Annotated in this window: 17 protein-coding genes and 1 pseudogene; 14 read left to right on the top strand and 4 right to left on the bottom strand. The window is 69.5% G+C overall.

Annotated elements, in window-relative coordinates:
- Nucleotides 1-97 precede the first annotated feature (97 nt).
- The 9 genes and pseudogenes from BN971_RS09420 (at nucleotide 98) to BN971_RS09460 (ending at nucleotide 16,185) form a co-directional block, all read left to right on the top strand.
- Nucleotides 98-1,567: a WS/DGAT/MGAT family O-acyltransferase gene (locus BN971_RS09420; protein WP_090350048.1), complete on the top strand. Its 1,470-nt coding sequence runs from the start codon at nucleotides 98-100 to the stop codon at nucleotides 1,565-1,567.
- Nucleotides 1,564-3,276 carry an HAD-IB family hydrolase/lysophospholipid acyltransferase family protein gene (locus BN971_RS09425; RefSeq protein ID WP_085183033.1) on the top strand — a complete coding sequence of 571 codons (1,713 nt, stop codon included), beginning with the start codon at nucleotides 1,564-1,566 and terminating at the stop codon, nucleotides 3,274-3,276. Before BN971_RS09420 ends, BN971_RS09425 begins: the two co-directional genes overlap by 4 nt.
- A complete protein-coding gene (locus BN971_RS09430) occupies nucleotides 3,273-5,627 on the top strand; it encodes a glycerol-3-phosphate 1-O-acyltransferase (protein WP_085183032.1) in 2,355 nt (784 codons plus the stop codon). The genes BN971_RS09425 and BN971_RS09430 overlap by 4 nt, the downstream gene beginning before the upstream one ends.
- A 29-nt stretch (nucleotides 5,628-5,656) precedes the next feature.
- Nucleotides 5,657-7,730: pseudogene (locus BN971_RS09435) on the top strand (bifunctional copper resistance protein CopD/cytochrome c oxidase assembly protein).
- Between the two features lie 141 nt (nucleotides 7,731-7,871).
- A complete protein-coding gene (locus tag BN971_RS09440) occupies nucleotides 7,872-8,354 on the top strand; it encodes a single-stranded DNA-binding protein (RefSeq protein ID WP_085183030.1) in 483 nt (160 codons plus the stop codon).
- Nucleotides 8,355-8,442: 88 nt separating this feature from the next.
- Complete coding sequence (gene ettA / locus BN971_RS09445) at nucleotides 8,443-10,119, top strand: energy-dependent translational throttle protein EttA (RefSeq protein ID WP_085183029.1); 1,677 nt, start codon at nucleotides 8,443-8,445, stop codon at nucleotides 10,117-10,119.
- 98 nt (nucleotides 10,120-10,217) lie between these two features.
- Nucleotides 10,218-15,098 (top strand): NAD-glutamate dehydrogenase, encoded by a 4,881-nt coding sequence (locus BN971_RS09450; protein ID WP_085183028.1) that lies wholly within the window; start codon nucleotides 10,218-10,220, stop codon nucleotides 15,096-15,098.
- Nucleotides 15,095-15,511 (top strand): acyl-CoA thioesterase, encoded by a 417-nt coding sequence (locus BN971_RS09455; RefSeq protein WP_085183027.1) that lies wholly within the window; start codon nucleotides 15,095-15,097, stop codon nucleotides 15,509-15,511. The genes BN971_RS09450 and BN971_RS09455 overlap by 4 nt, the downstream gene beginning before the upstream one ends.
- Nucleotides 15,496-16,185: a DUF8010 domain-containing protein gene (locus tag BN971_RS09460; RefSeq protein ID WP_085183026.1), complete on the top strand. Its 690-nt coding sequence runs from the start codon at nucleotides 15,496-15,498 to the stop codon at nucleotides 16,183-16,185. Before BN971_RS09455 ends, BN971_RS09460 begins: the two co-directional genes overlap by 16 nt.
- A 9-nt stretch (nucleotides 16,186-16,194) precedes the next feature.
- Here the strand turns inward: BN971_RS09460 and BN971_RS09465 are convergent, their stop codons facing one another.
- The 3 genes from BN971_RS09465 to BN971_RS09475 are packed head-to-tail and all read right to left on the bottom strand — an operon-like array spanning nucleotide 16,195 to nucleotide 19,193.
- Nucleotides 16,195-17,232 carry an NAD(P)/FAD-dependent oxidoreductase gene (locus BN971_RS09465; RefSeq protein ID WP_085183025.1) on the bottom strand — a complete coding sequence of 346 codons (1,038 nt, stop codon included), beginning with the start codon at nucleotides 17,230-17,232 and terminating at the stop codon, nucleotides 16,195-16,197.
- A 15-nt stretch (nucleotides 17,233-17,247) separates the two neighbouring features.
- A complete protein-coding gene (locus tag BN971_RS09470) occupies nucleotides 17,248-18,804 on the bottom strand; it encodes a glycoside hydrolase family 13 protein (RefSeq protein WP_085183024.1) in 1,557 nt (518 codons plus the stop codon).
- Nucleotides 18,804-19,193 (bottom strand): globin, encoded by a 390-nt coding sequence (locus BN971_RS09475; protein WP_085183023.1) that lies wholly within the window; start codon nucleotides 19,191-19,193, stop codon nucleotides 18,804-18,806. Before BN971_RS09475 ends, BN971_RS09470 begins: the two co-directional genes overlap by 1 nt.
- Nucleotides 19,194-19,359: 166 nt before the next feature.
- Here BN971_RS09475 and BN971_RS09480 point away from each other — a divergent pair, with 166 nt between their 5' ends.
- The 3 genes from BN971_RS09480 (at nucleotide 19,360) to BN971_RS09490 (ending at nucleotide 20,738) form a co-directional block, all read left to right on the top strand.
- A complete protein-coding gene (locus BN971_RS09480) occupies nucleotides 19,360-20,007 on the top strand; it encodes an HNH endonuclease (protein WP_090349940.1) in 648 nt (215 codons plus the stop codon).
- 64 nt (nucleotides 20,008-20,071) lie between these two features.
- Nucleotides 20,072-20,296, top strand: coding sequence for an aa3-type cytochrome oxidase subunit CtaJ (gene ctaJ, locus BN971_RS09485; protein ID WP_085183260.1), 225 nt, complete (start codon nucleotides 20,072-20,074; stop codon nucleotides 20,294-20,296).
- Nucleotides 20,283-20,738 (top strand): DUF5130 family protein, encoded by a 456-nt coding sequence (locus BN971_RS09490; RefSeq protein WP_090349942.1) that lies wholly within the window; start codon nucleotides 20,283-20,285, stop codon nucleotides 20,736-20,738. Before ctaJ ends, BN971_RS09490 begins: the two co-directional genes overlap by 14 nt.
- 99 nt (nucleotides 20,739-20,837) lie before the next feature.
- Here the strand turns inward: BN971_RS09490 and pepN are convergent, their stop codons facing one another.
- A complete protein-coding gene (gene pepN / locus BN971_RS09495) occupies nucleotides 20,838-23,432 on the bottom strand; it encodes an aminopeptidase N (RefSeq protein WP_085183020.1) in 2,595 nt (864 codons plus the stop codon).
- A 92-nt stretch (nucleotides 23,433-23,524) separates the two neighbouring features.
- Between pepN and BN971_RS09500 the strand changes: the two genes are divergently transcribed.
- Together BN971_RS09500 and BN971_RS09505 are read left to right on the top strand one after the other, a co-directional pair.
- Nucleotides 23,525-24,148: a DsbA family oxidoreductase gene (locus tag BN971_RS09500; protein ID WP_085183019.1), complete on the top strand. Its 624-nt coding sequence runs from the start codon at nucleotides 23,525-23,527 to the stop codon at nucleotides 24,146-24,148.
- A 90-nt stretch (nucleotides 24,149-24,238) separates the two neighbouring features.
- Complete coding sequence (locus BN971_RS09505) at nucleotides 24,239-24,718, top strand: ribose-5-phosphate isomerase (RefSeq protein ID WP_085183259.1); 480 nt, start codon at nucleotides 24,239-24,241, stop codon at nucleotides 24,716-24,718.

The raw sequence follows: 24,718 nt of genomic DNA on the forward strand, positions 1-24,718 counted from the left end.
TCACCGGCGCGGCAACCCGACTAGCGTTGTGTTGGCGAATGGCACGGCGAGGAGGCTTGATCGACGGTGACAAGGTTGGCGCATCGAGTGGATGACCATGGCTGACTCCGTCGACACGAACGCGTTGTCCGACACGCTCGGGCCTGTCGACTATCTGCTCCACCGGGGCGAAGCCAACCCCCGGACCCGGTCGGGGATCATGGCGCTGGAGCTCTTGGACACCACGCCGGACTGGGCGCGATTCCGGACCCGGTTCGAGAACGCCTCCCGCAAGGTGCTGCGGCTGCGGCAGAAGGTCGTCGTGCCGACCCTGCCGACGGCCTCGCCGCGGTGGGTGGTCGACCCCGATTTCAACCTCGACTTCCACGTCCGCCGCGTCCGGGTGTCCGAGCCGGGCACGCTGCGCGAGGTGTTCGACCTGGCGGAGCTGATCCTGCAGTCGCCGATGGACATCTCGCGGCCGCTCTGGACGGCCACCCTGGTCGAGGGTCTCGCCGACGGCAGGGCCGCGACGCTGCTGCACGTCAGCCACGCCGTGACCGACGGCCTCGGCGGGGTGGAGATGTTCGCGGAGATCTACGACCTGGAGCGCGACCCGCCGGCCAAGCCGACGCCCCCGGTGCCCATTCCGCAGGACCTGACGCCGAACGACCTGATGCGCCAGGGCATCAACCGCCTGCCCATCGCCGTCGTCAACGGCGTCATGGGCGCGGTGGCCGGGGCGGCGTCCGTGGCCGGACGCGCGGTGCTCGAACCCGCGTCGACGGTGTCGGGGTTGGTGAACTATGCGCTCTCGGGCGCGCGGGTGATGAACCGGGCCGCCGAGCCGTCGCCCCTGCTGCGGCGGCGCAGCCTGGCCACGCGCACCGAGGCGATCGACATCCCGCTCTCCGACTTGCACAGGGCGGCCAAGGCCGGCGGCGGCTCGATCAACGACGCCTACCTGGCAGGCCTCTGCGGCGCCCTGCGGCGCTACCACGAGGCGTGGGGCGTGCCGATCAGCACGCTGCCGATGGCCGTTCCGGTGAGCCTGCGGGCCGACGCCGACACCGCCGGCGGCAACCGGTTCACCGGTGTGAACCTCGCGGCGCCGGTGGGCACAGCCGACCCGGTGTCGCGGATGAAGAAGATCCGCGCGCAGATGACCCAGCGCCGCGACGAGCCCGCGATGAACATCGTCGGTTCCATCGCGCCGGTGCTCAGCGTCCTGCCTTCCGCCATCCTCGAGGGCATCACCGGCTCGGTGATCGGCTCCGACGTGCAGGCCAGCAACGTCCCCGTCTACCCGGGCGACACCTACATCGCCGGGGCAAAGATCTTGCGGCAGTACGGCATCGGGCCGCTGCCCGGCGTCGCGATGATGGTGGTGCTCATCTCCCGCGGCGGGTGGTGCACCATCACCGTCCGCTACGACCGGGCGTCGGTCCGCAACGAACCGCTGTTCGCCCAGTGCCTGCTGGAGGGATTCGACGAGATCCTGGCGCTCGCCGGCGACCCGGCCCCGCGGGCGGTGCCCGCGTCGTTCAGCGAACCGGCGGCCGTGTCGCGGTCGGCGGCGGGATCATGACCGCGTCCGACGAAAAGCAGCCGCCCGCCGCCGACATGCGATTGCCGGGTTCGGTCGCCGAGATCATGGCCAGCCCCCCTGGTCCCCGGATCGGCGCGTTCTTCGACCTGGACGGCACGCTGGTCGCCGGGTTCACCGCGGTCATCCTGACCCAGGAGCGCCTGCTGCGCCGCGACATGGGCGTGGGCGAGTTGTTCGGCATGATCCAGGCGGGGCTGAGCCACACCCTGGGCCGCATCGAGTTCGAGGACCTGATCGGCAAGGCCGCCGCGGCGCTGGCCGGGCGGCTGATCGATGACCTCGAGGAGATCGGCGAGCGGCTGTTCGTGCAACGCATCGAGTCGCGCATCTACCCCGAGATGCGCGAGCTGGTGCGGGCCCACGTCGCCCGCGGCCACACCGTCGTGCTGAGCTCGTCGGCGCTGACCATCCAGGTCAATCCGGTGGCGCGCTTCCTGGGCATCTCCAACATGCTCACCAACAAGTTCGAGACCACCGAGGACGGGATGCTCACCGGTGGCGTGGAGAAGCCGATCCTGTGGGGCCCCGGGAAGGCCGCCGCGGTGCAGCGGTTCGCCACCGAACACGGCATCGACCTCAAGGACAGCTACTTCTACGCCGACGGCGACGAGGATGTCGCCCTGATGTATCTGGTCGGCAACCCGCGGCCGACCAACCCCGAAGGGAAGATGGCCGCCGTCGCCAAGCGCCGCGGCTGGCCGATCCTGCGGTTCAACAGCCGCGGTCCGGTGGGCCTGCGGCGCCAGATCCGGACGCTGGCCGGGTTCGGGTCGGTCTTCCCGGTGGCGGCGGGGGCGGTCGGCATCGGCATGCTGACCCGCAGCCGCCGGCGCGGCGTCAACTTCTTCACCTCCACGTTCTCCCAGATGTTGCTGGCGACAACGGGAGTGCAGCTCAACGTCATCGGCAGGGAGAACCTGACAGCGCAGCGCCCGGCGGTGTTCATCTTCAACCACCGCAACCAGGTCGACCCGGTGATCACCGGCGCTCTGGTGCGCGACAACTGGACCGCCGTGGGCAAGAAGGAACTGGCCAAGGACCCGATCATGGGCACGATCGGCAGGGCGATGGACGCCGCGTTCATCGATCGCGACGATCCGGCGTCCGCGGTGGAGTCGCTGCACCAGGTGGAAGAGCTTGCCAGAAAGGGGCTTTCGATCGTGATCGCCCCCGAGGGCACCCGCATCGACACCACCGAGGTCGGTCCGTTCAAGAAGGGCGCGTTCCGCATCGCGATGGCCGTGGGCATCCCGATCGTGCCGATCGTCATCCGCAACGCCGAGATCGTCGCGGCCCGCAACTCCACGACCATCAACCCCGGCACGGTCGACGTCGCGGTGTTCCCGCCGATCTCGGTCCGGGACTGGACGGTCGAGACCCTGCCGGAGCGCATCGCCGAGGTGCGTCAGCTATATCTGGACACGCTGGCGAACTGGCCGGCTGGCGAGTTGCCCAAGATCGGCCCGTACGCGAAGAAGGCGGGCAAGGCCACGAAACAGTCGCCCGCCGCGAAAAAGACTGCCGCTAAGAAGGTGGCCCCCAAAAAGGCTGTCGCCAAGAAGGTTCCGGCCAAGAAGGTTCCGGCCAAGAAGGCGCCGGCCAAGGCGGCCCGCAAAGCGGTGGCGAATAAGGCGGCGACCAAGGCGGCCCCGGACAACGCCGCCGAAACCCCCGGCGAGCGGCCATGACCCAAACGGCCGCCGACACCAGCGCGGTCCTGACTGCGCACGACTCGCTGGTGCTGGCGTCCATGGAGTCTGCGATCGAAAAGGACTTGGTCACAGCCTGGTTGGAGCGGCAGCGCGCCGCCAACCCGGACGCCGAAGTCGACGTGCTCGAGCTGCCGCAGCCCGACGCGCCGGCGAGCGAGCTGGCCGCCCTGGCGGCGCGGCTGGAAGTCGGTGAGGACCGTTCGATCGTTCCGGTGCGGGTGTTCTGGCTGCCGCCCGCGGACCGCGGCCGGATCGCCAAGGTCGCCGGGCTGCTGCCCGGCCGGGATCCCTACCACCCCAACGAGCGCCGGCAACGAGAGATCCTGCGCGCGGCGCCCCATCGGGCGCGGGTGGTCGCCGGCGAGCCGGCCACGGTGTCCGAACTCCGCCGGCAGTGGCGCGACACCACCGTCGGGCAGGACAACACGGACTTCGCGCAGTTCGTCATCCGGCGCGCGATCCTGGCGATGGAACGCGTCGAGTACCGAATCCTGGGGCCGCAGTACAAGTCTCCGCGACTGGTGAAGCCCGAGATCATCGCCTCCGCGCGGTTTCGCGCCGGGCTGAAGAAGATTCCCGGCGCCACGGTCGAGGAAGCCGGCAAGATGCTCGACGAGCTCGCCACCGGGTGGAGCAGGGTGTCGGTCGACCTCGTCGGCGTGCTCGGCCGGGCGATCAGCCGTGGCTTCGACCCCGAGATCGACTACGACGAATACCAGATCGCCGCGATGCGCGCCGGACTGGATGCCCACCCCGCCGTCCTGCTGTTCTCCCACCGGTCCTACATCGACGGCGCCGTGGTGCCGGTGGCGATGCAGGAGAACAGGTTGCCGCCGGTGCACGTGTTCGCCGGCATCAACCTGTCGTTCGGGGCGATGGGGCCGCTGCTGCGCCGCTCGGGCGTCATCTTCATCCGGCGCAACATCGCCGACAATCCCCTCTACAAGTACGTCCTGCGCGAATACGTCGGCTACATCGTGGAAAAGCGCTTCAACCTCAGCTGGTCCATCGAGGGCACCCGCTCACGCACCGGCAAGATGCTGCCGCCCAAGCTCGGACTGCTGGCGTACGTGGCCGACGCCTACCTGGACGGTCGCAGCGAAGACATTCTGCTGCAACCGGTTTCGATCAGCTTCGACCAGCTGCACGAGACCGCGGAGTACGCCGCCTACGCGCGCGGCGGCGAGAAGACGCCCGAGGGGCTGGGCTGGCTGTACAACTTCATCAGGGCGCAGGGGGAGCGCAACTACGGCAAGATCTACGTGCGGTTCCCCGAGGCCGTCTCGATGCGCCAGTACCTGGGTGCCCCGCACGGCCCGATCGCCCAGGATCAAGACGCCAAACGCCTTGCGCTGCAGAAGATGTCGTTTGAGGTCGCGTGGCGCATCCTGCAGTCGACGCCGGTCACCGCGACGGGACTGGTGTGCGCGTTGCTGCTCACCACCCACGGCGCGGCGTTGACGCTGTCTCAGCTGCACCACACCCTGCAGGACTCCCTGGACTACCTCGAGCGCAAGCAGACCCCGATGTCGACCAGCGCGCTGCGGCTGCGCACCCGCGAGGGGGTCCGCGCGGCGGTGGATGCGTTGTCCAACGGCCACCCGATCACCCGGGTCGACGGCGGGCGGGAACCGGTGTGGCTGATCGGCCCGAACGAGCAGCACGCGGCGGCCTTCTACCGCAACTCGGTGATCCACGCCTTCCTGGAGACCTCGATCGTCGAGCTGGCCCTGGCGCACGCCGGCCGCGCCGACGGTGACCGCATGGAGGCGTTCTGGGCCCAGGCCATGCGGCTGCGCGACCTGCTCAAGTTCGAGTTCTACTTCGCCGACTCGGCGGCGTTCCGCGACCACATCGCCGAAGAGATGGCGTGGCACGACGACTGGCGGTCCCACGTCGCCGCGGGCGCCGACGATATCGACGCGATGCTGTTCGCCAAGCGCCCGCTGATGTCCGACGCGATGTTGCGGGTGTTCTTCGAGGCTTACGAGATCGTCGCCGACGTGTTGCGCGACGCGCCGGCCGACATCGGCGAGAAAGAGCTGACCGACCTGGCCCTGGGGGTCGGCCGGCAATACGTGGCGCAGACCCGGGTCCGCAGCAGCCAGTCGGTGTCGACGCTGCTGTTCGCCACCGCGCGCCAGGTCGTCGTCGACCAGAACCTCATCGCGCCCGCCGCGGACCTCGCCGAACGACGCACCGCGTTTCGCCGGGAGCTGCGCGACATCCTGCGCGACTGCGATCACATCGGCCGGATCGCCCGCAATCAGTTCGTCGCCCGCGAGGCCAGGGCGCGCCTGGCCGGCCCGGACAACCAGGTCCTGTAGTCGACGGCGCCCGCCCATACCCTGGGTACATGACCGTTGCCCGGGCCGCCGGTGAGGCTGCCGGCGAATCCACCGCCGCGGCGCCCGGCGTGGCCCCGCCCAAGCGTCGCACGCCGATATGGCCGGTGCTGATCGGTGTCGGGGTGCTGGCCGGTTGCACCGCGGCCGGCATCGGCGCCCTCTCGCTCGCCGACGCGCTGACCGCCACGGGTCTGCCCGATCCGGGGCCGGCCACCACGCTGGGGCTGCCGTTCGTCCGGGCCGCGGGGGAGATCGCCGCCGTGCTGGCCGTCGGGTCGTTCCTGTTCGCGGCGTTCATGGTTCCGCCGCAGCCCACCGGCGTCCTCGACGCCGGCGGATACCGCGCGCTGAGGCTTGGCACCGTGGCGTCGGGCGCGTGGGCGGTGTGCGCCGCCCTGCTGGTTCCGCTGACCGTGTCCGATGTGTCCGGCCATCGCCTGCTCGACCACCTCAACCCGGTGCAGATCTGGTCGGTGGCCGGCCTGATCAACACGGCCTCCGCGTGGCGCTGGACCGCCGTGCTGGCCGCGATCGTGACGCTGGCGAGCCTGTCGGTGCTGCGCTGGTCCTGGACTCCGCTGCTGCTCCTCGCCTCGGTGGTCACGCTCATCCCGCTCGGCCTGACCGGCCACTCGTCGGCCGGCGGCTCGCACGACCTGGCCACCAACGGCCTGCTCATCCACCTCGTCGCCGCCAGCCTGTGGGCCGGAGGCCTGCTGGCGCTGCTCGCGCACGCGCTGCGCGGCGGTGATCACCTCGGCCTGGCCGCGCGGCGCTTCTCGGGCGTCGCGCTGTGGTGCTGGGTCGCGATGGCGCTCAGCGGGGTCGTCAACGCCTGGGTGCGGATCCTGCCGTCCGAACTGCTGAGCACCGCCTATGGCCGGCTGGTGGTGGCGAAGTTCGTTGCCCTGTGCCTGCTGGGAATCCTCGGCTGGCGCCAGCGGCGGGTGGCCGTCGCCGGGCTGCAGGCCGACCCCGGCCCGCCGCGCCCTGACCCGGCTCGCGCTGAGCGAGGCCACCATTTTCGGGCTCACCTTCGGCATTGCCGTCGGCCTGGGCCGCACCGCGCCGCCCCCGCCGCCCAACCCGCTGCCCTCGATCGCCGAAGCCGAGATCGGCTACGACTTCGACGGGCCGCCCACCGTCGCGCGCATCCTGTTCGACTGGCGCTTCGACCTGATCTTCGGGACGGCGGCGATCGTGTTCGCCGCCCTGTACGCGGCGGCGGTGCTGCGGTTGCGCCGCCGCGGCGACCGCTGGCCGCCGGGCCGGACGACGGCGTGGCTGCTGGGCTGCCTGACCTTGCTGTTCGTCACGTCCTCGGGCGTCGGTCGCTACATGCCGGCGATGTTCAGCATGCACATGATCGCCCACATGGCGCTGTCCATGCTGGTCCCGATCCTGCTGGTGCTGGGCGCCCCGGTCAGCCTCGCACTGCGGGCGCTGCCGGCCGCGGGCCGTGACGACCCGCCCGGGATGCGGGAATGGCTGCTGGCCGCCCTGCACAGCCGCTACTCGCGATTCGTCACCAACCCCGTGGTGGCCACGGTGCTGTTCGTCGCCGGGTTCTACGGGCTGTACCTGTCGAGCCTCTTCGACACCGCCGTGAGCAGTCACGCCGGTCATCTGGCGATGAACATGCACTTCCTGATCAGCGGCTATGTGTTCTATTGGATCGTCATCGGGGTGGACCCGACCCCGAGACCCATCCCGCCGGTCGCCAAGGTGGGCGTCGTCTTCGCATCGCTGCCGCTGCACGCGTTCTTCGGGGTGGTGATGATGGAGACCCGACGCGTCCTCGGCGCGTCCTACTACCGTTCGCTCGGGTTCGGCTGGCATACCGACCTGCTCGGCGACCAGCGGTTGGGGGGCGGGATCGCATGGGCAGCAGGCGAGATACCGCTCGTCATCGTGATGCTCGCGCTGCTGGTGCAGTGGGCGCGCAGCGACGAGCGGACCGCCCGGCGGCTGGACCGCGCCGCCGACCGCGACGACGACGCCCAGCTGGCCGCCTACAACGCGATGCTGTCGCAGCTGGGGCGGCGGGACGCCGCGGCCGCCGACGGCGATCCGGAGTCGTAACGCCCGAGGCGCCCGGCGTTTGATCCACAGTCGCGCGTCGATGCACAGGCTCTCGATCGTCGTGGCCATGACTCGTTCGGTTCGTCGGTGAGCTGGCGCTCAATGGGCACCAGACACGCGCAACACGAAAGGAATGAGTCAATGTTCGAAACACCGCTCACCGTGGTCGGTCACATCGTCAACAACCCCGAGCGTCGGCAGGTCGGCACCCAGGAGGTGATCAAGTTCCGGGTCGCCAGCAATTCCCGACGACGCACCGCCGACGGCGGCTGGGAGCCGGGCAACTCGCTGTTCATCAACGTGAACTGCTGGGGGAAGCTGGTCACCGGCGTGGGCGCCGCGTTGGGCAAGGGCGCCCCGGTGATCGTCGTGGGCCACGTCTACACCAGCGAGTACGAGGACCGCGACGGCAATCGCCGCTCGTCGCTGGAGATGCGCGCCACGTCGGTGGGCCCGGACGTGTCGCGCGCGATCGTGCGCATCGAGAGGCCCGGCTACACGGGTCCCGGCCCGGACGAGGCTTCCGCGCCGGCGGCCCCCGAAGCGCCCGAGGCCGACGCCGACGCGTCCGAGGCCGGCGAGGCCGAGCCTGCTCAGGGGGCGCGGCTGCCACTGTCGGCGTAGCGGGCCGCCCGGCCGTGCCTAGGATGGTCCGCGTGGTCCGCGAGATCACCAGACCAGATCACTAAGACCAGAAAGGCACACCCGCGGCATGGCTGAGTTCATCTACACGATGAAGAAGGTCCGCAAGGCGCACGGCGACAAGGTGATTCTGGACGACGTCACGTTGAGCTTCTACCCGGGCGCCAAGATCGGTGTCGTCGGCCCGAACGGCGCCGGCAAGTCGAGCGTCTTGCGGATCATGGCCGGTTTGGACAAGCCGAACAACGGCGAGGCCTTCCTGGCGACCGGCGCCACCGTCGGCATCCTGCAACAGGAGCCGCCGCTGAACGAGGAAAAGACCGTTCGCGGCAACGTGGAGGAGGGGCTGGGCGAGATCAAGGTCAAACTCGACCGCTTCAACGAGGTCGCCGAACTGATGGCCACCGACTACTCCGACGAACTCATGGAGGAGATGGGCCGCCTTCAGGAAGACCTCGACCACGCCGACGCCTGGGACCTCGACTCGCAGTTGGAACAGGCGATGGACGCGCTGCGGTGCCCGCCGCCGGACGAACCCGTGAAGAACCTGTCCGGCGGTGAGCGCCGCCGCGTGGCCCTGTGCAAGCTGCTGCTGTCCAAGCCGGACCTGCTGCTGCTCGACGAGCCCACCAACCACCTCGACGCCGAAAGTGTGCAGTGGCTCGAGCAGCACCTGGCCGCCTACGCGGGGGCGGTGTTGGCGGTCACCCACGACCGGTACTTCCTGGACAACGTCGCCCAGTGGATCCTCGAGCTCGACCGGGGCCGTGCCTACCCCTACGAGGGCAACTACTCGACCTACCTGGAGAAGAAGGCCGAGCGGTTGTCGGTGCAGGGCCGCAAGGACGCCAAGCTGCAGAAGCGGCTGGCCGAGGAGCTGGCCTGGGTGCGGTCCGGCGCGAAGGCGCGCCAGGCCAAGAGCCGGGCGCGCCTGCAGCGCTACGAGGAGATGGCCGCGGAGGCGGAGAAGACCCGCAAGCTGGACTTCGAGGAGATCCAGATTCCGGTCGGGCCGCGGCTGGGCAACCTGGTGGTCGAGGTCGAACACCTCGACAAGGGCTACGGCGGCCGCACGCTGATCAAGGACCTGTCCTTCACCCTGCCGCGCAACGGCATCGTGGGCGTCATCGGGCCCAACGGCGTCGGCAAGACCACCCTGTTCAAGACGATCGTCGGTCTCGAAGAGCCGGACAGCGGCACCGTCAAGGTCGGCGAGACCGTCAAGCTCAGCTACGTCGACCAGGCGCGCGCGGGCATCGATCCGAAAAAAACGGTGTGGGAAGTCGTCTCGGATGGCCTCGACTACATCGAGGTCGGCCACACCGAGGTGCCGTCTCGCGCCTACGTGTCGGCGTTCGGGTTCAAGGGACCCGACCAGCAGAAGCCGGCCGGCGTCCTGTCCGGCGGCGAGCGCAACCGGCTCAACCTGGCGCTGACGCTCAAGCAGGGCGGCAACCTGATCCTGCTCGACGAGCCGACCAACGACCTGGACGTCGAGACCCTGAGCTCCCTGGAGAACGCGCTGGTCAATTTCCCGGGCTGCGCCGTCGTCATCTCGCACGACCGCTGGTTCCTCGACCGGACGTGCACGCACATCCTGGCCTGGGAGGGCGACGAGGACAACGAGGCCAAATGGTTCTGGTTCGAGGGCAATTTCGGGGCATACGAGGAGAACAAGGTCGAGCGGCTCGGGGCCGAAGCCGCCCGTCCGCACAGAGTGACCCACCGCAAGTTGACGCGCGACTAGTGTCAGCTCTGCCGCCCCGGCGAGGATGCGGCTGAGGAGCCGTAGCCGGGGCAATAGATGGAGCAGCGTGGCACCGTCGCAAGTTGGGAGCAGTCGGCATGACGATCGATCCGGGGGCAAAACAGGATCGCAAGCCGTGGACCAGCTTTGGCGAGTACCGGGACATCCCTGACTGGGTCCTGACTTCCTACATCGACAGCTATCGCGGCCCGCGGCGCGACGAGTCGGCACCCGACGACGAGCCGGGGTCGGCGACCGACGCCCCCGGCCGAAGCGTCCCCGCGGACATCGTGACTCCCGGCATGCTCGGCGCGCACTACCGGCTCGGCGAGCACCGGCCCGACGGCGAAAGCCGCGTCGCCGTCTACCCCGCGGACCATCCGGACGGGTTCGGGCCGGCGCTGCAGGTGGTCACCGACCACGGCGGCATGTTGCTGGACTCCGTCACCGTCCTGCTGCACCGGCTCGGCGTGCCCTATGCGGCCATCATGACCCCGGTGTTCGACGTGCGGCGCGGCCCGACGGGCGAGCTGCTCGACGTCGAACCCGTCCCGCCGGGCGCCTCGCCCTATGCGGGTGAGGCCTGGATCCACGTCCAGCTCTCAACGTCCGTCGACAGCGAGGGCCTGGCCGAGGTCGAACGGCTGCTGCCCAAGGTCCTCGCCGACGTGCAACAGGTCGGCCACGACGCCTCGGAGTTGATCTCCACCCTCTGCGACCTGGCCGCCGAAGTGGAGGCCAATCCCGGTGGGGGCTTCTCGGCGCCCGACCGGGACGATGTCGCCGGGCTGCTGCGCTGGCTGGCCGACGGCAACTTCCTCCTCCTGGGCTACCAGCGGTGCCGGGTGCACGAAGGGCTGGTGTCACCCGACGGCGCACCCGGTCTGGGCGTCCTGCGCACCCGCACGGGCTCGCGGCCGCGGCTGACCGACGACGACAAACTGCTGGTGCTGGCCCAGTCGGTCGTGGGCAGCTACCTGCGCTACGGCGCCTACCCGTATGCGATTGCGCTCCGCGAATACACCGCCGGCGGCGAAGTCCTCGAGCACCGCTTCGTGGGGCTGTTCACCGTCGCCGCCATGAACGCCGACGTGCTGGAAATCCCGATGATTTCCCGCCGCGTGCGCGACGCGCTCACCATGGCCGACAGCGATCCCATCCACCCCGGCCAACTGCTGCTCGACGTCATCCAGACCGTTCCGCGTTCTGAGCTGTTCACGCTCAGCGCCGAACAGCTGCTGGCGATGGCCAAAGCCGTGGTCGACCTGGGCTCGCAGCGGCGCGCGTTGCTGTTCCTGCGGGCCGATCGGCTGCAATATTTCGTGTCCTGTTTGGTGTACCTGCCCCGCGACCGCTACACGACCCAGGTGCGGCTGCGGATCGAGGACATCCTGGTCCGCGAGTTCGGTGGTACCCGCCTCGAATTCACCGCCCGGGTCAGTGAATCGCCTTGGGCCCTGATGCATTTCATGGTCCGGCTGCCCCAAAAAGATCAGTCGGCCGCGCCCGTCGACGTCTCCGAAGAAAACCGCATCCGCATCCAGGGGCTGCTGAGCGAAGCGGCCCGAACCTGGAACGACCGCCTGATCGGCGCGGCCGCAAGCCTTTCCGAGGGCCCGGTCTCGCTGGCCGACGCCGAGCACTACGCCACCGCCTTCCCCGAGGTCTACAAGCAGGCCGTCAGCCCCGAGGACGCCATCGCGCACATCGCGATCGTCGAAGGGCTGCAACACGGTTCGGTCAAGCTGGTGTTCGCCGAGGACGGCCGCGACGGCGCGGCCCAGCTGACCTGGTTCATGGGCGGCCGGACCGCCTCGCTGAGCCAGCTGCTGCCGATGCTGCAGAGCATGGGCGTCGAGGTGCTCGAGGAGCGGCCGTTCGAGCTCAACCGCCCCGACGGGCTGCCCGTCTGGATCTATCAGTTCACCATCAAGACCCCGACCATCCCGCCGGCGTCGTCGGTGGACGAACGGGACGCGACCGCACAACGATTCGCCGACGCCGTCACCGCGATCTGGGAGGGCCGCGTCGAGATCGACCGGTTCAACGAGCTGGTGATGCGCGCGGGCCTGACCTGGCAGCAGGTGGTCCTGCTACGGGCCTACGCGAAATATCTACGGCAGGCGGGATTTCCGTACAGCCAGTCCTACATCGAGTCGGTGCTGGGCGATCACCCCTCCACCGCCCGGTCGCTCGTCACGCTGTTCGAGGCCCTCTTCGACCCCCGGCCCGACCGGTCGTCGGCGAGCCGCGCAGCCCAAGCCGCGGCCACCGCGGTGGCCACCGACATCGACGCGCTGGTCGGCCTGGACACCGACCGGATTCTGCGCGCCTTCGCCTCCCTGGTGCAGGCCACGTTGCGGACGAATTACTTTGTGACGCGCGAGGGTTCGGCGCGCCGCCGCAACGTGCTGGCCCTCAAGCTCGACGCCCAGCTCATCGACGAGCTTCCGCTGCCGCGCCCCAAGTACGAGATCTTCGTCTACTCCCCGCGCGTGGAGGGCGTGCATTTGCGGTTCGGGCCGGTGGCCCGCGGGGGCCTGCGCTGGTCGGACCGCCGCGACGACTTCCGCACCGAGATCCTGGGATTGGTGAAGGCGCAGGCGGTGAAGAACGCCGTCATCGTCCCGGTGGGCGCCAAGGGCGGTTTCGTCGTCAAGCGGCCGCCGGCGGCCACCGGCGGGCAGGCCGCCGACCGTGAGGCCACCCGCGACGAGGGGGTGGCCTGCTATCAGCTCTTCATCTCCGGGCTGCTCGACGTCACCGACAACGTCGACCACGCGACCCGCAAGGTCAGCCCGCCGCCGGAGGTGGTGCGGCGCGACGGCGACGACGCCTATCTGGTGGTCGCCGCCGACAAGGGCACCGCCACCTTCTCCGACATCGCCAACGACGTCGCCAAGTCCTACGGCTTCTGGCTGGGTGACGCCTTCGCCTCCGGCGGATCCGTCGGATACGACCACAAGGCCATGGGCATCACCGCCAAGGGCGCGTGGGAGGCCGTCAAGCGGCACTTCCGCGAGATGGGCGTCGACACCCAGACCGAGGACTTCACCGTCGTGGGCATCGGCGACATGAGCGGTGACGTGTTCGGCAACGGCATGCTGCTGAGCAAACACATCCGGCTGATCGCCGCGTTCGATCACCGCCACATCTTCCTGGACCCGAACCCCGACGCCGCGACGTCGTGGGAGGAACGCCGCCGGATGTTCGAGCTGCCGCGGTCGAGCTGGGAGGACTACGACACGTCGCTGATCAGCGAGGGCGGCGGCGTCTACAGCCGCGAACACAAGGCGATCCCGGTCAGCCCGCAGGTGCGCGACGCGCTGGGCATCGACGGCTCGGACGACGGCGTGGCCGAGATGTCGCCGCCCAGCGTGATCAAGGCGATCCTGCAGGCGCCGGTGGACCTGCTGTTCAACGGGGGCATCGGCACCTACATCAAGGCCGAGTCGGAATCCAACGCCGACGTCGGCGACCGCACCAACGACCCGCTGCGCGTCAACGCGCATCAGGTGCGCGCCAAGGTGATCGGCGAGGGCGGCAATCTCGGCGTGACGGCCCTGGGCCGCGTCGAGTTCGACCTGTCGGGCGGCCGGATCAACACCGACGCGATGGACAACTCCGCCGGGGTGGACTGCTCCGACCACGAGGTCAACATCAAGATCCTGATCGACGCCCTGGTCACCGCCGGCAAGGTGAGGGTCGAGGAGCGCAAAGAGCTCCTGGAGTCGATGACCGACGAGGTCGCGCGGCTGGTGCTCACCGACAACGAGGACCAGAACGACCTGATCGGCACCAGCCGCGCCAACGCGGCCAGCCTGCTTCCCGTGCACGCCAGGCAGATTCAGTACCTGGTGGACGAGCGCGGCCTCAACCGCGAACTGGAGGCGCTGCCGTCGGAGAAGGAGATTCACCGCCGGTCCGAGGCCGGCATCGGCCTCACCTCACCCGAGTTGTCCACCTTGATGGCGCACGTCAAGCTCGGCCTCAAGGAGGAGATGCTGGGCACCGAGCTGCCCGAGCAGGACGTGTTCGCCTCCCGGCTGCCGCTGTACTTCCCGACCCCGCTGCGGGAACGGTTCACCCCCGAGATCCGCGCGCACCAGCTGCGCCGCGAGATCGTCACCACCATGCTGATCAACGACCTGGTCGACACCGCCGGCATCAGCTACGCCTTCCGGATCGCCGAGGACGTCGGCGTGCGCCCGGTGGACGCGGTGCGCACCTACGTCGCGACCGACGCCATCCTGGGCATCGATGACATCTGGCGGCGCATCCGCGCGGCGAACCTTCCGGTCGCGCTGTCCGACCGGCTGACGCTGGACACCAGGCGGCTGATCGACCGCGCCGGGCGCTGGCTGCTCAACTACCGTCCGCAGCCGTTGGCCGTCGGCGCGGAGATCAACCGGTTCGCCGCCAAGGTCAGGGACCTGACGCCGCGGATGTCGGAGTGGCTGCGCGGCGACGACAAGGCGATCGTCGAAAAGGAGGCCGCCGAATTCGCGTCCCAGGGGGCGCCCGAGGACCTCGCCTACACGGTGGCCGCCGGCCTCTACCGCTTCAGCCTGCTCGACATCATCGACGTCAGCGACATCGCCGAGATCGACGCCGCCGAGGTCGCGGACACCTATTTCGCCCTGATGGACCGGCTGGGCACCGACAGCCTGCTGACGGCGGTATCCGAGCTGCCGAGAAACGACCGCTGGCACTCGTTGGCGCGCTTGGCGATTCGCGACGACATCTACGCCTCGCTGCGGTCGTTGTGCTTCGACGTGCTGGCCGTGGGGGAGCCTGACGAAAGCGGCGAGGAGAAGATCGCCGAGTGGGAGCACCTCAGCGCGTCCCGGGTGGAGCGCGCCCGCCGAACGCTGGTGGAGATCCAGGAGACCGGCGAAAAGGACCTCGCGACCCTGTCCGTGGCGGCGCGACAGATTCGCCGGATGACCCGCACCAGCGGACGGGGATCGTCGAGTTGAGCATCGGATACGTCGCACCCGTGCTGGTGCGCTGGTCGGACATCGACATGTACCAGCACATCAACCACGCCACCATGGTCACGATCCTCGAGGAGGCCCGCGTCCAGTTCCTGCGCGAGGCGTTCGAGGTCGACATCACAACCATCGGATTGCTGATCGCCGAAGTCACGGTGACCTACAAGGCCCAGCTGCGGCTGACCGACTCGCCGCTGCAGGTGACGGTGTGGACCAAGCGGTTGCGGACGGTCGACTTCACCCTCGGCTACGAAGTGCGCTCGGTCAACGCGGACCCCGGCTCCAGACCGGCCGTGATCGCCCAGACGCAACTGGCCGCGGTACACATCGAAGAGCAGCGGCTGCAACGGCTTTCGCCGCACCACCGGGAGTATTTGCAGCGGTGGCTTCGAACCTAGAACGAGGACCCGAGCGCGGCATCTGGCTGGGTCCGGAATCGAAAGAAGCCCATCGGGCGGACCTGGCCGCGTTCGCCGATCGCGCGCTGCGCCTCGACGACGCCGCGGTCATTCGCCTGCGCGCCCGCCCCGACGGGCTGCTGACCGCCTGGCTGGCAACGGGTTTCGACGTGCTCGCCAGCCGTGTGGTGGCCGGCGCGGTGCGACCCGGCGACATGTCGGTGTCCGCGGACGCGCTGGCGCGGGGCCTGTCCGCGATGGACGCCTCGGGGTACGTCGATCCAGGGTTCCCGATGGATTCGGCGTGGCGGGGTGCCCTGCCCCCGGAATCGGGCTTCGCCCACCTCGACGACGTGCCGGCGCGGGTGCTGCTCGACCTGGCGCAGCGCGGCGCCCGGGTCGCCGGCGAACACGGCGGTTCTCACGGCCCGCCCGTGTCGCTGCTGGACCAGGAGGTCATCCAGGTCAGCTCGGATGAGGTCAGCGTGGGCCTGCCGATGCGGTGCGTGTTCGCTTTGACGGCAATGGGTTTCCTGCCCGCGCTCCCCGACGACGGGCTGCACACCGCCGACGAGATGGTCCGGGTGCGGGTGCTGCCCACGTGGCTGCGGGTGGATGCTCGGTTCGGTTCGGTGTACCGGCGACGCGGCGGCCCGACCCTGCTGATGCCCTGACGGCCTCGGTCAGGTTCCGTACTTCAGCCACAACGGCAGCACGGAATCGAGGTATTCGATGAACTTCTTCAGCCCCACCCGGTATTGCCCGTACCCGTACGGGTCGGTCGCGTACTCCGGGAACGCGATCCCCACCCCGAACAGCCCGGGGGCGAGTATTCCGTTGCTGTGGTTGTACCCGAGTTCGCCCCATTGCGGGGTCGCGGGGAGCTTCCGGCGCTCGAAGCCGACGGTGTACACCGCCCGGTCGCATTGCGCGATCTTCTCGTCGTATGCCGGGCTGGAGACCAGGCACCGCTCCAGCCGTGGCGGATACACCCCGTCGATGTTTTCCCGCGCCCACGCGGCCGCCCGGCCTTTGAGGCCGGTGTCGTCGAAAAGTATCCAATCATCAAGGTGGACGGCGTATTTCAGCGGGCTTCGGTAGAAGTTGATCACCCTGGCGACCGGCCGGCGCAGCAGCTGCGGCAGCACGATCATCGACGAGTGCGACGAGCCGAAGACCGCGACGGTCGCACCGTCGAGCGGCACCTCGGCGAGCCGTTCGGGGTCCAGCGCGACCTCCACCGGAATCTCGTTTAGGTGCGGGATCGAAAGCTTCTTGGGAACGGCGCCGACGGCCAATACCACATTGTGCGAGGTGATCTCGGATTGCCCGGTCTCGATTGTCCACTGCCCGCTCCGCAGCGACAGGGCGGCTGCCGTCGTCTCGAAGGCGTGCACCCGGGCCCGCAGTTGCCCGGTGATCCACACCAGGGGATCGGCGACGAGGGCCAGCGCGCAGGTTTCCCCGGGATCGATTTCCCGCAGCGGCATCGGGGGTGCCTCGGCGAACCGGAACGCCGCGGAGCCGTTCAGGTAGTCCAGGAAGTGCTCGACCTGCGTGTTGCTGGACACCGACCGCCACTTGCCGCCGATGTCGCCCCCGGCGAAGGCCGGATCGATCCATGCGATCGCGTCGGCCGCGATGCCGCGGTCCAAAAGCTTCCCCACCGAGGCGATTCCGGCGGGCCCGGCTCCGATGACCGTCCATGCGTACGCTGCCATGCGGGTCCGCGCCGGCTACGCCAGCCAGGCGGCGGCGTCGGGCGGCAACCGGCCGTCGAGCAGTGGCGCGCTGGACATGATCAGCTCGCCCGGTGGTAGCGCGATCGGCCGGCTCCCCGCGTTCAACGCGCACACCAGGCCGCCGCCGCGCCGGCGGAAGATCAGCGCGTCGCCGGGGGCGGGCAGCCATTCGATCTGGGTGCCTGCGAATTCGCTTCGCGCTTTGCGCAATTCGATGAGGCGGCGGAAGAAGTGCAGCGTCGAGCCGGGGTCGGCCCGCTGTTTTTCGACGGTCAGTGCCGCCCATCCGCCCGGCATCGGCAGCCAGGTATCGGGGTTCGCCGAAAACCCGAAGGGCGCACGGTCGCCCGACCACGGGATCGGCACGCGGCACCCGTCGCGCCCGCGTTCGGTGTGCCCGGAGCGTTCCCACGTCGGGTCCTGCAGCACCGCGTCGGGCAGGTCGACGTCGGGCAGCCCCAGCTCCTCACCGTTGTAGACGAACACGGCTCCCGGCAGCGCGAGCATCAGCATCGCCATGGCGCGGGCCCGGCGCAGGCCGACCTCGCCGCCACCGTAACGGGTGACCTCGCGCCCCACGTCGTGGTTGGACAGGGTCCAGGTCGGGGTCGCGTCCTCGATGGCCGTGGCCGCCAGCGAGTTCTGGATCGCGTCGCGGATCTGGCGCGCGTCGAAGTCGATCTTGGTGAGCCGGAAGTTGAAGCCGAGGTGCAACTCGTCGGGCCGCAGATACTCGGCCCAGCGTGCGTTGTCGGTGACCCACACCTCGCCGATGGTCACGGCCCCGGGATAGTCGTCGACCACCGTGCGGATGCCGCGGTGGATCTCGTGCACGCTCGGGTGGTTGAACCGCGGGTCGTCATCGGTGTGGCTCAACACCTTCAGGGCGCCCTCCGGCGCGTCCGGCAGGTCCGCCGGCTTGGCCATCCCGTGGGCCACGTCGATGCGGAAGCCGTCGACGCCGCGTTCGAGCCAGAAGCGCAGCGTCTTCTCGAAGTCGTCGAAGACGTCGGGGTGGTCCCAGTTCAGGTCCGGCTGCTCGGTGTCGAACAGATGCAGGTACCACTGGCCGGGCTCGCCGTCCGGTTCGACCACACGCGTCCAGGCGGACCCGCCGAACACCGACGTCCAATTGTTCGGCGGCAGCGCCCCGTTCGTCCCGCGTCCGTCGCGGAAAATGTAGCGGTTCCTCGCGTCGCTTCCCGGTCCGGCGGCCAGCGCCGCCAGGAACCACGGGTGCTGCGAGCTGGTGTGGTTGGGCACCACGTCCATGGTGATCTTGATGCCGCGCCCGTGTGCCTGCTCGATCAGCCGCTCGATCGCGGCCATCCCACCGAACACCGGGTCGATGTCCCGTGGGTCGGCGACGTCATACCCGTGATCGGCCATCGGGGAGACGGTGACCGGGTTGAGCCAGATCGCGTCGACGCCGAGCTCGACCAGGTGGTCCAGCCTGCCGGTCAACCCGTCGAGGTCGCCGACACCGTCGGCGTCGCTGTCGGCGAACGACCGGGGATAGACCTGATAGAAGACCGCGTTCGACCACCACATCACAGCGGCGCATTCACCAGGGAATTGGCGGCCATCTCCAGATAGTCGAGCAACTCGCGGCGATGCCCGTCGTCCAGCGTCTCGGCGTCGATCGAGGCGACGGCCGTGTGCATGCAGCGCAGCCAGGCGTCGCGCTCGAGCGGGGTGATCCGGAACGGGATGTGGCGCATCCGCAGCCGGGGATGGCCGCGGCGCTCGGAGTACGTCCGCGGGCCGCCCCAGTACTGCTCGAGGAACATCCGCAATCGCTCCTCGGCGCCGGAAAGGTCCTCCTCGGGGTACAGCGCGCGCAGTATCTCGTCCTCGGCGACCTGCGCGTAGAACCGCGAGACGATCGCATCGAAGGTCGGGGCACCGCCCACGGCGTCGTAGAAGCTCACCTGATCCATTGCCACCCATTGTGATGCATCGGTGGGGTGCCGGGCGCCGCGGCGGGCGCGGGCGGGGGAGATTCACGCCCTCTGTTCATCGGTGTTCACCCGCCCGACACGGCGTTCACCTGCAATAGGCGTGCGATTGGCGGCGAATCATGGTGGACTGTTTCGCGGAGGATCTATGGCGCAGGGCAAGAGACGCCGCGGTCACCGCACGTCCGGTGTAGCGGCAGGGTCACACGGGCCCCCACCCCCGTCATGCCTGCATAGCGTCAAACCCCCCCCCCCTCCCCGCCACGACACCGCATCGATCTGGAGTCGCCGGCGGGGGCTGCTGCTGAATTCCACCTACGAGCCGCTGACCGCGCTGCCGATGCGGCGGGCGATCGTCATGGTGATCTGCGGTAAGGCCGACGTGGTGCACGACGACCCGGCGGGCCCGGTCATCCACTCGGCGAGTCGCTCCATCGTCGTGCCGTCGGTCATCCAGCTGCGCACCTACGTCCGGGTCCCGTACCGGGCGCTCGTTCCGATGACGCGGGCCGCCCTGATGCACCGCGACCGGTTCTGCTGCGCCTACTGCGGGGCCAAGGCCGACACCGTCGATCACGTGGTGCCGCGCAGCCGCGGCGGCGAACACTCGTGGGAGAACTGCGTCGCCTGCTGCTCGACCTGCAACCACCGCAAGGGCGACAAGTCGCTCGCCGAGCTCGGCTGGACGCTGCGCCGCGCGCCGCTACCGCCGACGGGGCAGCACTGGCGGCTGCTGTCGACGGTCAAGGAGCTGGATCCCGCCTGGGCCCGATACCTCGGCGAGGGCGCGGCGTAACCCGATCCCGTGCCACGTGTGCCGGTAGCCCGCCCGGTGGGATACGGTTTGCGTCGTGAGCATGCTGGAGATCCATCTGTACTTCATCGGGATACCGTTGTTGCTGGTGGTCGTGCTGTCCGGGCTGATCATGACGCGTAAGGGCCCGCACCCCGCGAGCTACAAGCTGGGGGAGAAGTGGACGCATCCGCCGATCCTGTGGGCCGCCACCGACGAGGACGTCGGGCACGCGCACGGCGGGCACGGCGCGGGCGAGTCCGTGGGAGGTGGCGCAAGTGGCAAGTGGTGACGTAGCGACGATCGAACACGCCGAGCTCCCCACGGGCTGGGTGTTCACCACCAGCGGCCGGGTCTCCGGGGTCACCGAGCCCGGCGAATTGTCGGTGCACTACCCGTTCTCGATCAAGGAACTGGTGGCCATCGACGACGCGCTGAAGTACGGCTCGCGGGCCTCCGGTGCCCGCTTCGCCATCTACCTCGGCGACCTGGGCGCCGACACCGCCGCGCGGGCGCGCGCGTTGCTGGCCAAGGTGCCGACGCCGGACGACGCGGTGTTGCTGGCCGTCTCGCCCGACCAGCGTGCGATCGAGGTGGTCTACGGCGCCGGGGTCCGCGGTCGCGGCGCCGAGTCGGCCGTGGCCGCGGCCTCGTCGGCGTTCGAGCGCGGTGACCTGGTCGACGGGCTGGTCAGCGCGGTCCGCGTGATGAGCGCCGCGATCTCACCGGCCTAATTCGGGGTTCGAGCCTGCGCCCACGGCGCCGATCCTGCGCCCACGGCGCCGACACCTCGCGATTTCGCGCCGTGCGCGCAGGCTCGATCGGGCGCCGGCCTAACCGGCGTCGAACGCGCGGGCCCGCAGCGACCGCTTGACCCCGGCCTGGCCCTCCAGCACCAGCCGGCGCAACGCCGGCGGCACCTCGGCGTCGGAGAGGAATTCGTCGGCCGCGGCGATGCCCTCCTCGCTGATGTCCGTGTGCGGGTACAGCCCGATCACCACGGTCTGGGCCACCTCGCTGGAGCGCCTCGCCCACACGCCGGCTATCGCCCGGAAATAGCGGGCGGTGAAGGGTTTGAGCAATTCGGCCTGACCCGGCGCCGCGATGCCCGCGATGATCGCGCGCGCGGTGATGTTGGGCAGGGTGTCGTCTTCCACGACGGTGGTCCAGGCCTGCTCCTTCACCTGCGGCTGCGGGCGCGCCGCGGCGGCCTGGGCGCCATACCGCTTGCCGGCGGCGGTCGGGTCGCGCTGCACCTCGGCGTCGATGAAGGGCGTCGCCGGCCCGTCGGCGTCGATGTCGCCGGCGGCGGCCAGCGCCGTGACGATGCGCCAGCGCAGGTCCGTGTCGATCTCCAGCCCGGCCAGCCCCAGCTCGGCGGGATCGTGGTCGAGCAGGTCCGCCAGCAGCACGACGTGCCGGGTCGAGAGCACCGACGAGCACAGCGTGTTGACGAACGCCAGCTGGTGATCCGATCCGGCCTGTGCGCCGCGCGCCAATTCCAGCACCCGGTCGGCGAATTGCGGCCAGCCGTGCTCGCGCGCCCAGCCCGGCTCGGCGTAGGCGCCCAGCGCCGTCTGCGCCTGCATCAGCAGCCGCTGCAACACGCCCACCTCGGATTCGGCGTGCACCCCGCCGGACACCAGCGCCACGAAGTCGCGGGCCCGCAGCTCGGCCTCGCGGGTCATCTCCCACGCCGCCGACCACACCAGCGAGCGGGGCAGCGGTTCGGCGATGTCGCCGATGCGGTCCAGCGCGGTGCGCAGCGACTGCGGGTCCAGCCGCAGCGAGCAGTAGGTGAGGTCGTCGTCGTTGACCAGGACCAGCTGTCCACGCGAAACCCCAACCAGCGCAGGCACTTCCGTAACCGGGCCCTCGACGTCGAGTTCCTGGCGGTGCACCCGCACCAGCTTCCCGGCACCGTCATCGTCGTAGATGCCGACCGCCAGCCGGTGTACCCGCGTCTCGCCCGCGCCGGGCGCGGCGCCGCTCTGCGTCACCGCGAACCGGGTGAACCGGCCCGCAGCGCCCGGGCCGTCGACGTCGAACTCGGGCCGCAGCGTGTTCAGCCCGGTGGTCTTCAGCCACTGCCGCCCCCAGTCCGACAGGTCGCGTCCCGACGCCTTCTCCAGCGCGGCGACCAGGTCGGCGAAGGTGGCGTTGTCGAACGCGTGCGCGCGGAAGTAGTCGCGCAGCCCGGCCAGGAAGTGCTCCAGCCCGACGTAGGCGACCAGCTGCTTGAGCACGGACGCGCCCTTGGCGTAGGTGATGCCGTCGAAGTTCACCTCGACCGCGGCCAGGTCCGGGATGTCGGCGGCGATCGGGTGCGTCGACGGCAACTGGTCCTGCCGGTAGGCCCAAGACTTCTCCACCGTCGCGAAGGTCGTCCACGCCTCGGTGAACTCGGTGGACTCGGCCTGGCACAGCACCGACGCGAAGGTCGCGAAGGACTCGTTGAGCCACAGGTCGTCCCACCACCGCATGGTGACCAGGTCCCCGAACCACATGTGCGCCATCTCGTGCAGCACGGTCTCGGCGCGGCGCTCGTAGGACGCCCGGGTGACCTTGCTGCGGAAGACGTAGTCCTCCAGGAAGGTCACGGCCCCGGCGTTTTCCATTGCGCCGGCGTTGAATTCGGGGACGAACAGCTGGTCGTACTTGCCGAACGCGTAGGGCATCCCAAAGTTCTTGTGGTAGAACCCGAATCCCTGCTTGGTCTGGGTGAACAACCGGTCGGCGTCCATGTGCTTGGCCAGGGACTCCCGGCAGTACAGGCCGAGCGGGATCTCCCCGTGCTCGTCGACGTAGCTGTCCTTCCACTCGGCGTACGGGCCGGCGATCAGCGCCACCAGGTACGTGCTCATCCGCGGCGTGGTGGCGAACGTGTGGACGGCGCCCTCACCCGAGTCCTCCACCGACGCGGTCGCGCCGTTGGACACCACCTTCCAGTGCTTGGGCGCGGTCACCCGCACATCGAAGGTCGCCTTGAGGTCCGGCTGGTCGAAGCAGGCGAACATCCGCTTGGCGTCGGCGGTTTCGAACTGCGAGTACAGATACGTCTCGTGGTCCACCGGGTCGACGAAGCGGTGCAGTCCCTCGCCGGTGTTGGAGTAGAGGCAGTCGGCCTCGACGACGACGACGTTGTGCTGCTCGAGCCCGATCAGGGGGATCCCGGTCGACTCGTCGTAGCCGGACACGTCGAGCTCGCGGCCGTTGCACGTCGCGCTGCGCACGGTGTGAGCGGCGATGTCGATCACCGTGTCCGCGCCGGGCAGCGCGTCGAACGTCACCGTCGTCGTGGAACGGAACGTCCGCTCGCCGGGGGCGCCGCCCCCGTCGGTGACGTCGAGGTCGATCCGGTAGTTGTCGACCGTGATCAGCGCGGCGCGTTCGACGGCCTGATCGCGGGTGAGGTTAGGAAGGGCCACACGTTCAACTTACGTGCCGGGCCGGGCGGGAACACGGGCGAGACGCCTACGGTTGTGCTGGACGGTGTCCCAACCGACGAGAGGATCGCGCCATGCCCGAGCAGACCGCCGAGAAAAACCAAGCCGACTTCTGGTTCGATCCGCTGTGCCCGTGGTGCTGGATCACCTCACGCTGGATCCTCGAGGTGGAGAAGGTCCGCGACATCGAGGTCAACTTCCACGTCATGAGCCTGGCCATCCTCAACGAGAACCGCGAGGGCCTGTCGGACAAGTACCGCGAGATGATGAAGCACGCGTGGGGGCCGGTGCGGGTCGCGATCGCCGCCGAGCAGAAGCACGGCCCGGAGGTCCTCGACCGCCTCTACACCGCGATGGGGACCCGCATCCACAACGAGGACAACAAGAACCTCGAGGAGGTCATCAAGCTCTCGCTCGCCGATGCCGGGCTGCCCGCGGAGCTGGCCGAGGCCGCCACCAGCGAGGCCTACGACGACGCGCTGCGCAAGAGCCACCACGCCGGGATGGACGCGGTCGGCGACGACGTCGGCACGCCGACCATCCATGTCAACGGCGTGGCGTTCTTCGGGCCCGTCATCTCGAAGATCCCGCGGGGCGAGGAGGCCGGCAAGCTGTGGGACGCGTCGGTGACCTTCGCGTCGTACCCGCACTTCTTCGAGCTCAAGAGGACCCGCACGGAGCCGCCGCAGTTCGACTAGGACGCCGTCGGGCGTCGGGGGTGAACCGACGGCGTTCCGTGCGAAGCGTGACCGGTGGCCCACCGCGGCGGCTGTGCGAGGATGTCGGGCATGCGCGTCTACCTCGGCTCTGACCACGCCGGATTCGAGCTCAAGCAGCAGATCATCGAGCACCTGGAGAAGTCCGGGCACGAGCCGATCGACTGCGGCGCGTTCAGCTACGACGCCGAGGACGACTACCCGGCGTTCTGTATCGCCGCGGCCACCCGCACGGTGGCCGATCCCGGGAGCCTCGGGATCGTGCTCGGCGGGTCGGGCAACGGTGAGCAGATCGCCGCCAACAAGGTCCCGGGTGCCCGCTGCGCGCTCGGCTGGAGCGTGGAAACGGCCACGCTCGCCCGCCAACACAACAACGCGCAGCTGATCGGCATCGGCGGCCGCATGCACACAGTCCCCGAGGCGCTGGCCATCGTCGACGCCTTCCTCACGGCGCAATGGTCGAAAGCCGAACGCCACCAACGGCGCATCGACATCCTCGCCGAGTACGAACGCACGCACGAGGCGCCGCCGGTACCCGGCGCCCCGGCCTGA

The sequence above is a fragment of the Mycobacterium bohemicum DSM 44277 genome, assembly GCF_001053185.1.
Taxonomy (GTDB): Bacteria; Actinomycetota; Actinomycetes; order Mycobacteriales; family Mycobacteriaceae; genus Mycobacterium; species Mycobacterium bohemicum.

What these genes read in the sequence shown, in the direction of transcription:
- BN971_RS09420 (WP_090350048.1), top strand. Translation starts at nt 98, where the DNA reads ATGGCTGACTCCGTCGACACGAACGCGTTGTCCGACACGCTCGGGCCT.
- BN971_RS09425 (WP_085183033.1), top strand. Translation starts at nt 1,564, where the DNA reads ATGACCGCGTCCGACGAAAAGCAGCCGCCCGCCGCCGACATGCGATTG.
- BN971_RS09430 (WP_085183032.1), top strand. Translation starts at nt 3,273, where the DNA reads ATGACCCAAACGGCCGCCGACACCAGCGCGGTCCTGACTGCGCACGAC.
- BN971_RS09440 (WP_085183030.1), top strand. Translation starts at nt 7,872, where the DNA reads ATGTTCGAAACACCGCTCACCGTGGTCGGTCACATCGTCAACAACCCC.
- ettA (WP_085183029.1), top strand. Translation starts at nt 8,443, where the DNA reads ATGGCTGAGTTCATCTACACGATGAAGAAGGTCCGCAAGGCGCACGGC.
- BN971_RS09450 (WP_085183028.1), top strand. Translation starts at nt 10,218, where the DNA reads ATGACGATCGATCCGGGGGCAAAACAGGATCGCAAGCCGTGGACCAGC.
- BN971_RS09465 (WP_085183025.1), bottom strand. Translation starts at nt 17,232, where the DNA reads ATGGCAGCGTACGCATGGACGGTCATCGGAGCCGGGCCCGCCGGAATC.
- BN971_RS09470 (WP_085183024.1), bottom strand. Translation starts at nt 18,804, where the DNA reads ATGTGGTGGTCGAACGCGGTCTTCTATCAGGTCTATCCCCGGTCGTTC.
- BN971_RS09475 (WP_085183023.1), bottom strand. Translation starts at nt 19,193, where the DNA reads ATGGATCAGGTGAGCTTCTACGACGCCGTGGGCGGTGCCCCGACCTTC.
- BN971_RS09480 (WP_090349940.1), top strand. Translation starts at nt 19,360, where the DNA reads ATGGCGCAGGGCAAGAGACGCCGCGGTCACCGCACGTCCGGTGTAGCG.
- BN971_RS09500 (WP_085183019.1), top strand. Translation starts at nt 23,525, where the DNA reads ATGCCCGAGCAGACCGCCGAGAAAAACCAAGCCGACTTCTGGTTCGAT.
- BN971_RS09505 (WP_085183259.1), top strand. Translation starts at nt 24,239, where the DNA reads ATGCGCGTCTACCTCGGCTCTGACCACGCCGGATTCGAGCTCAAGCAG.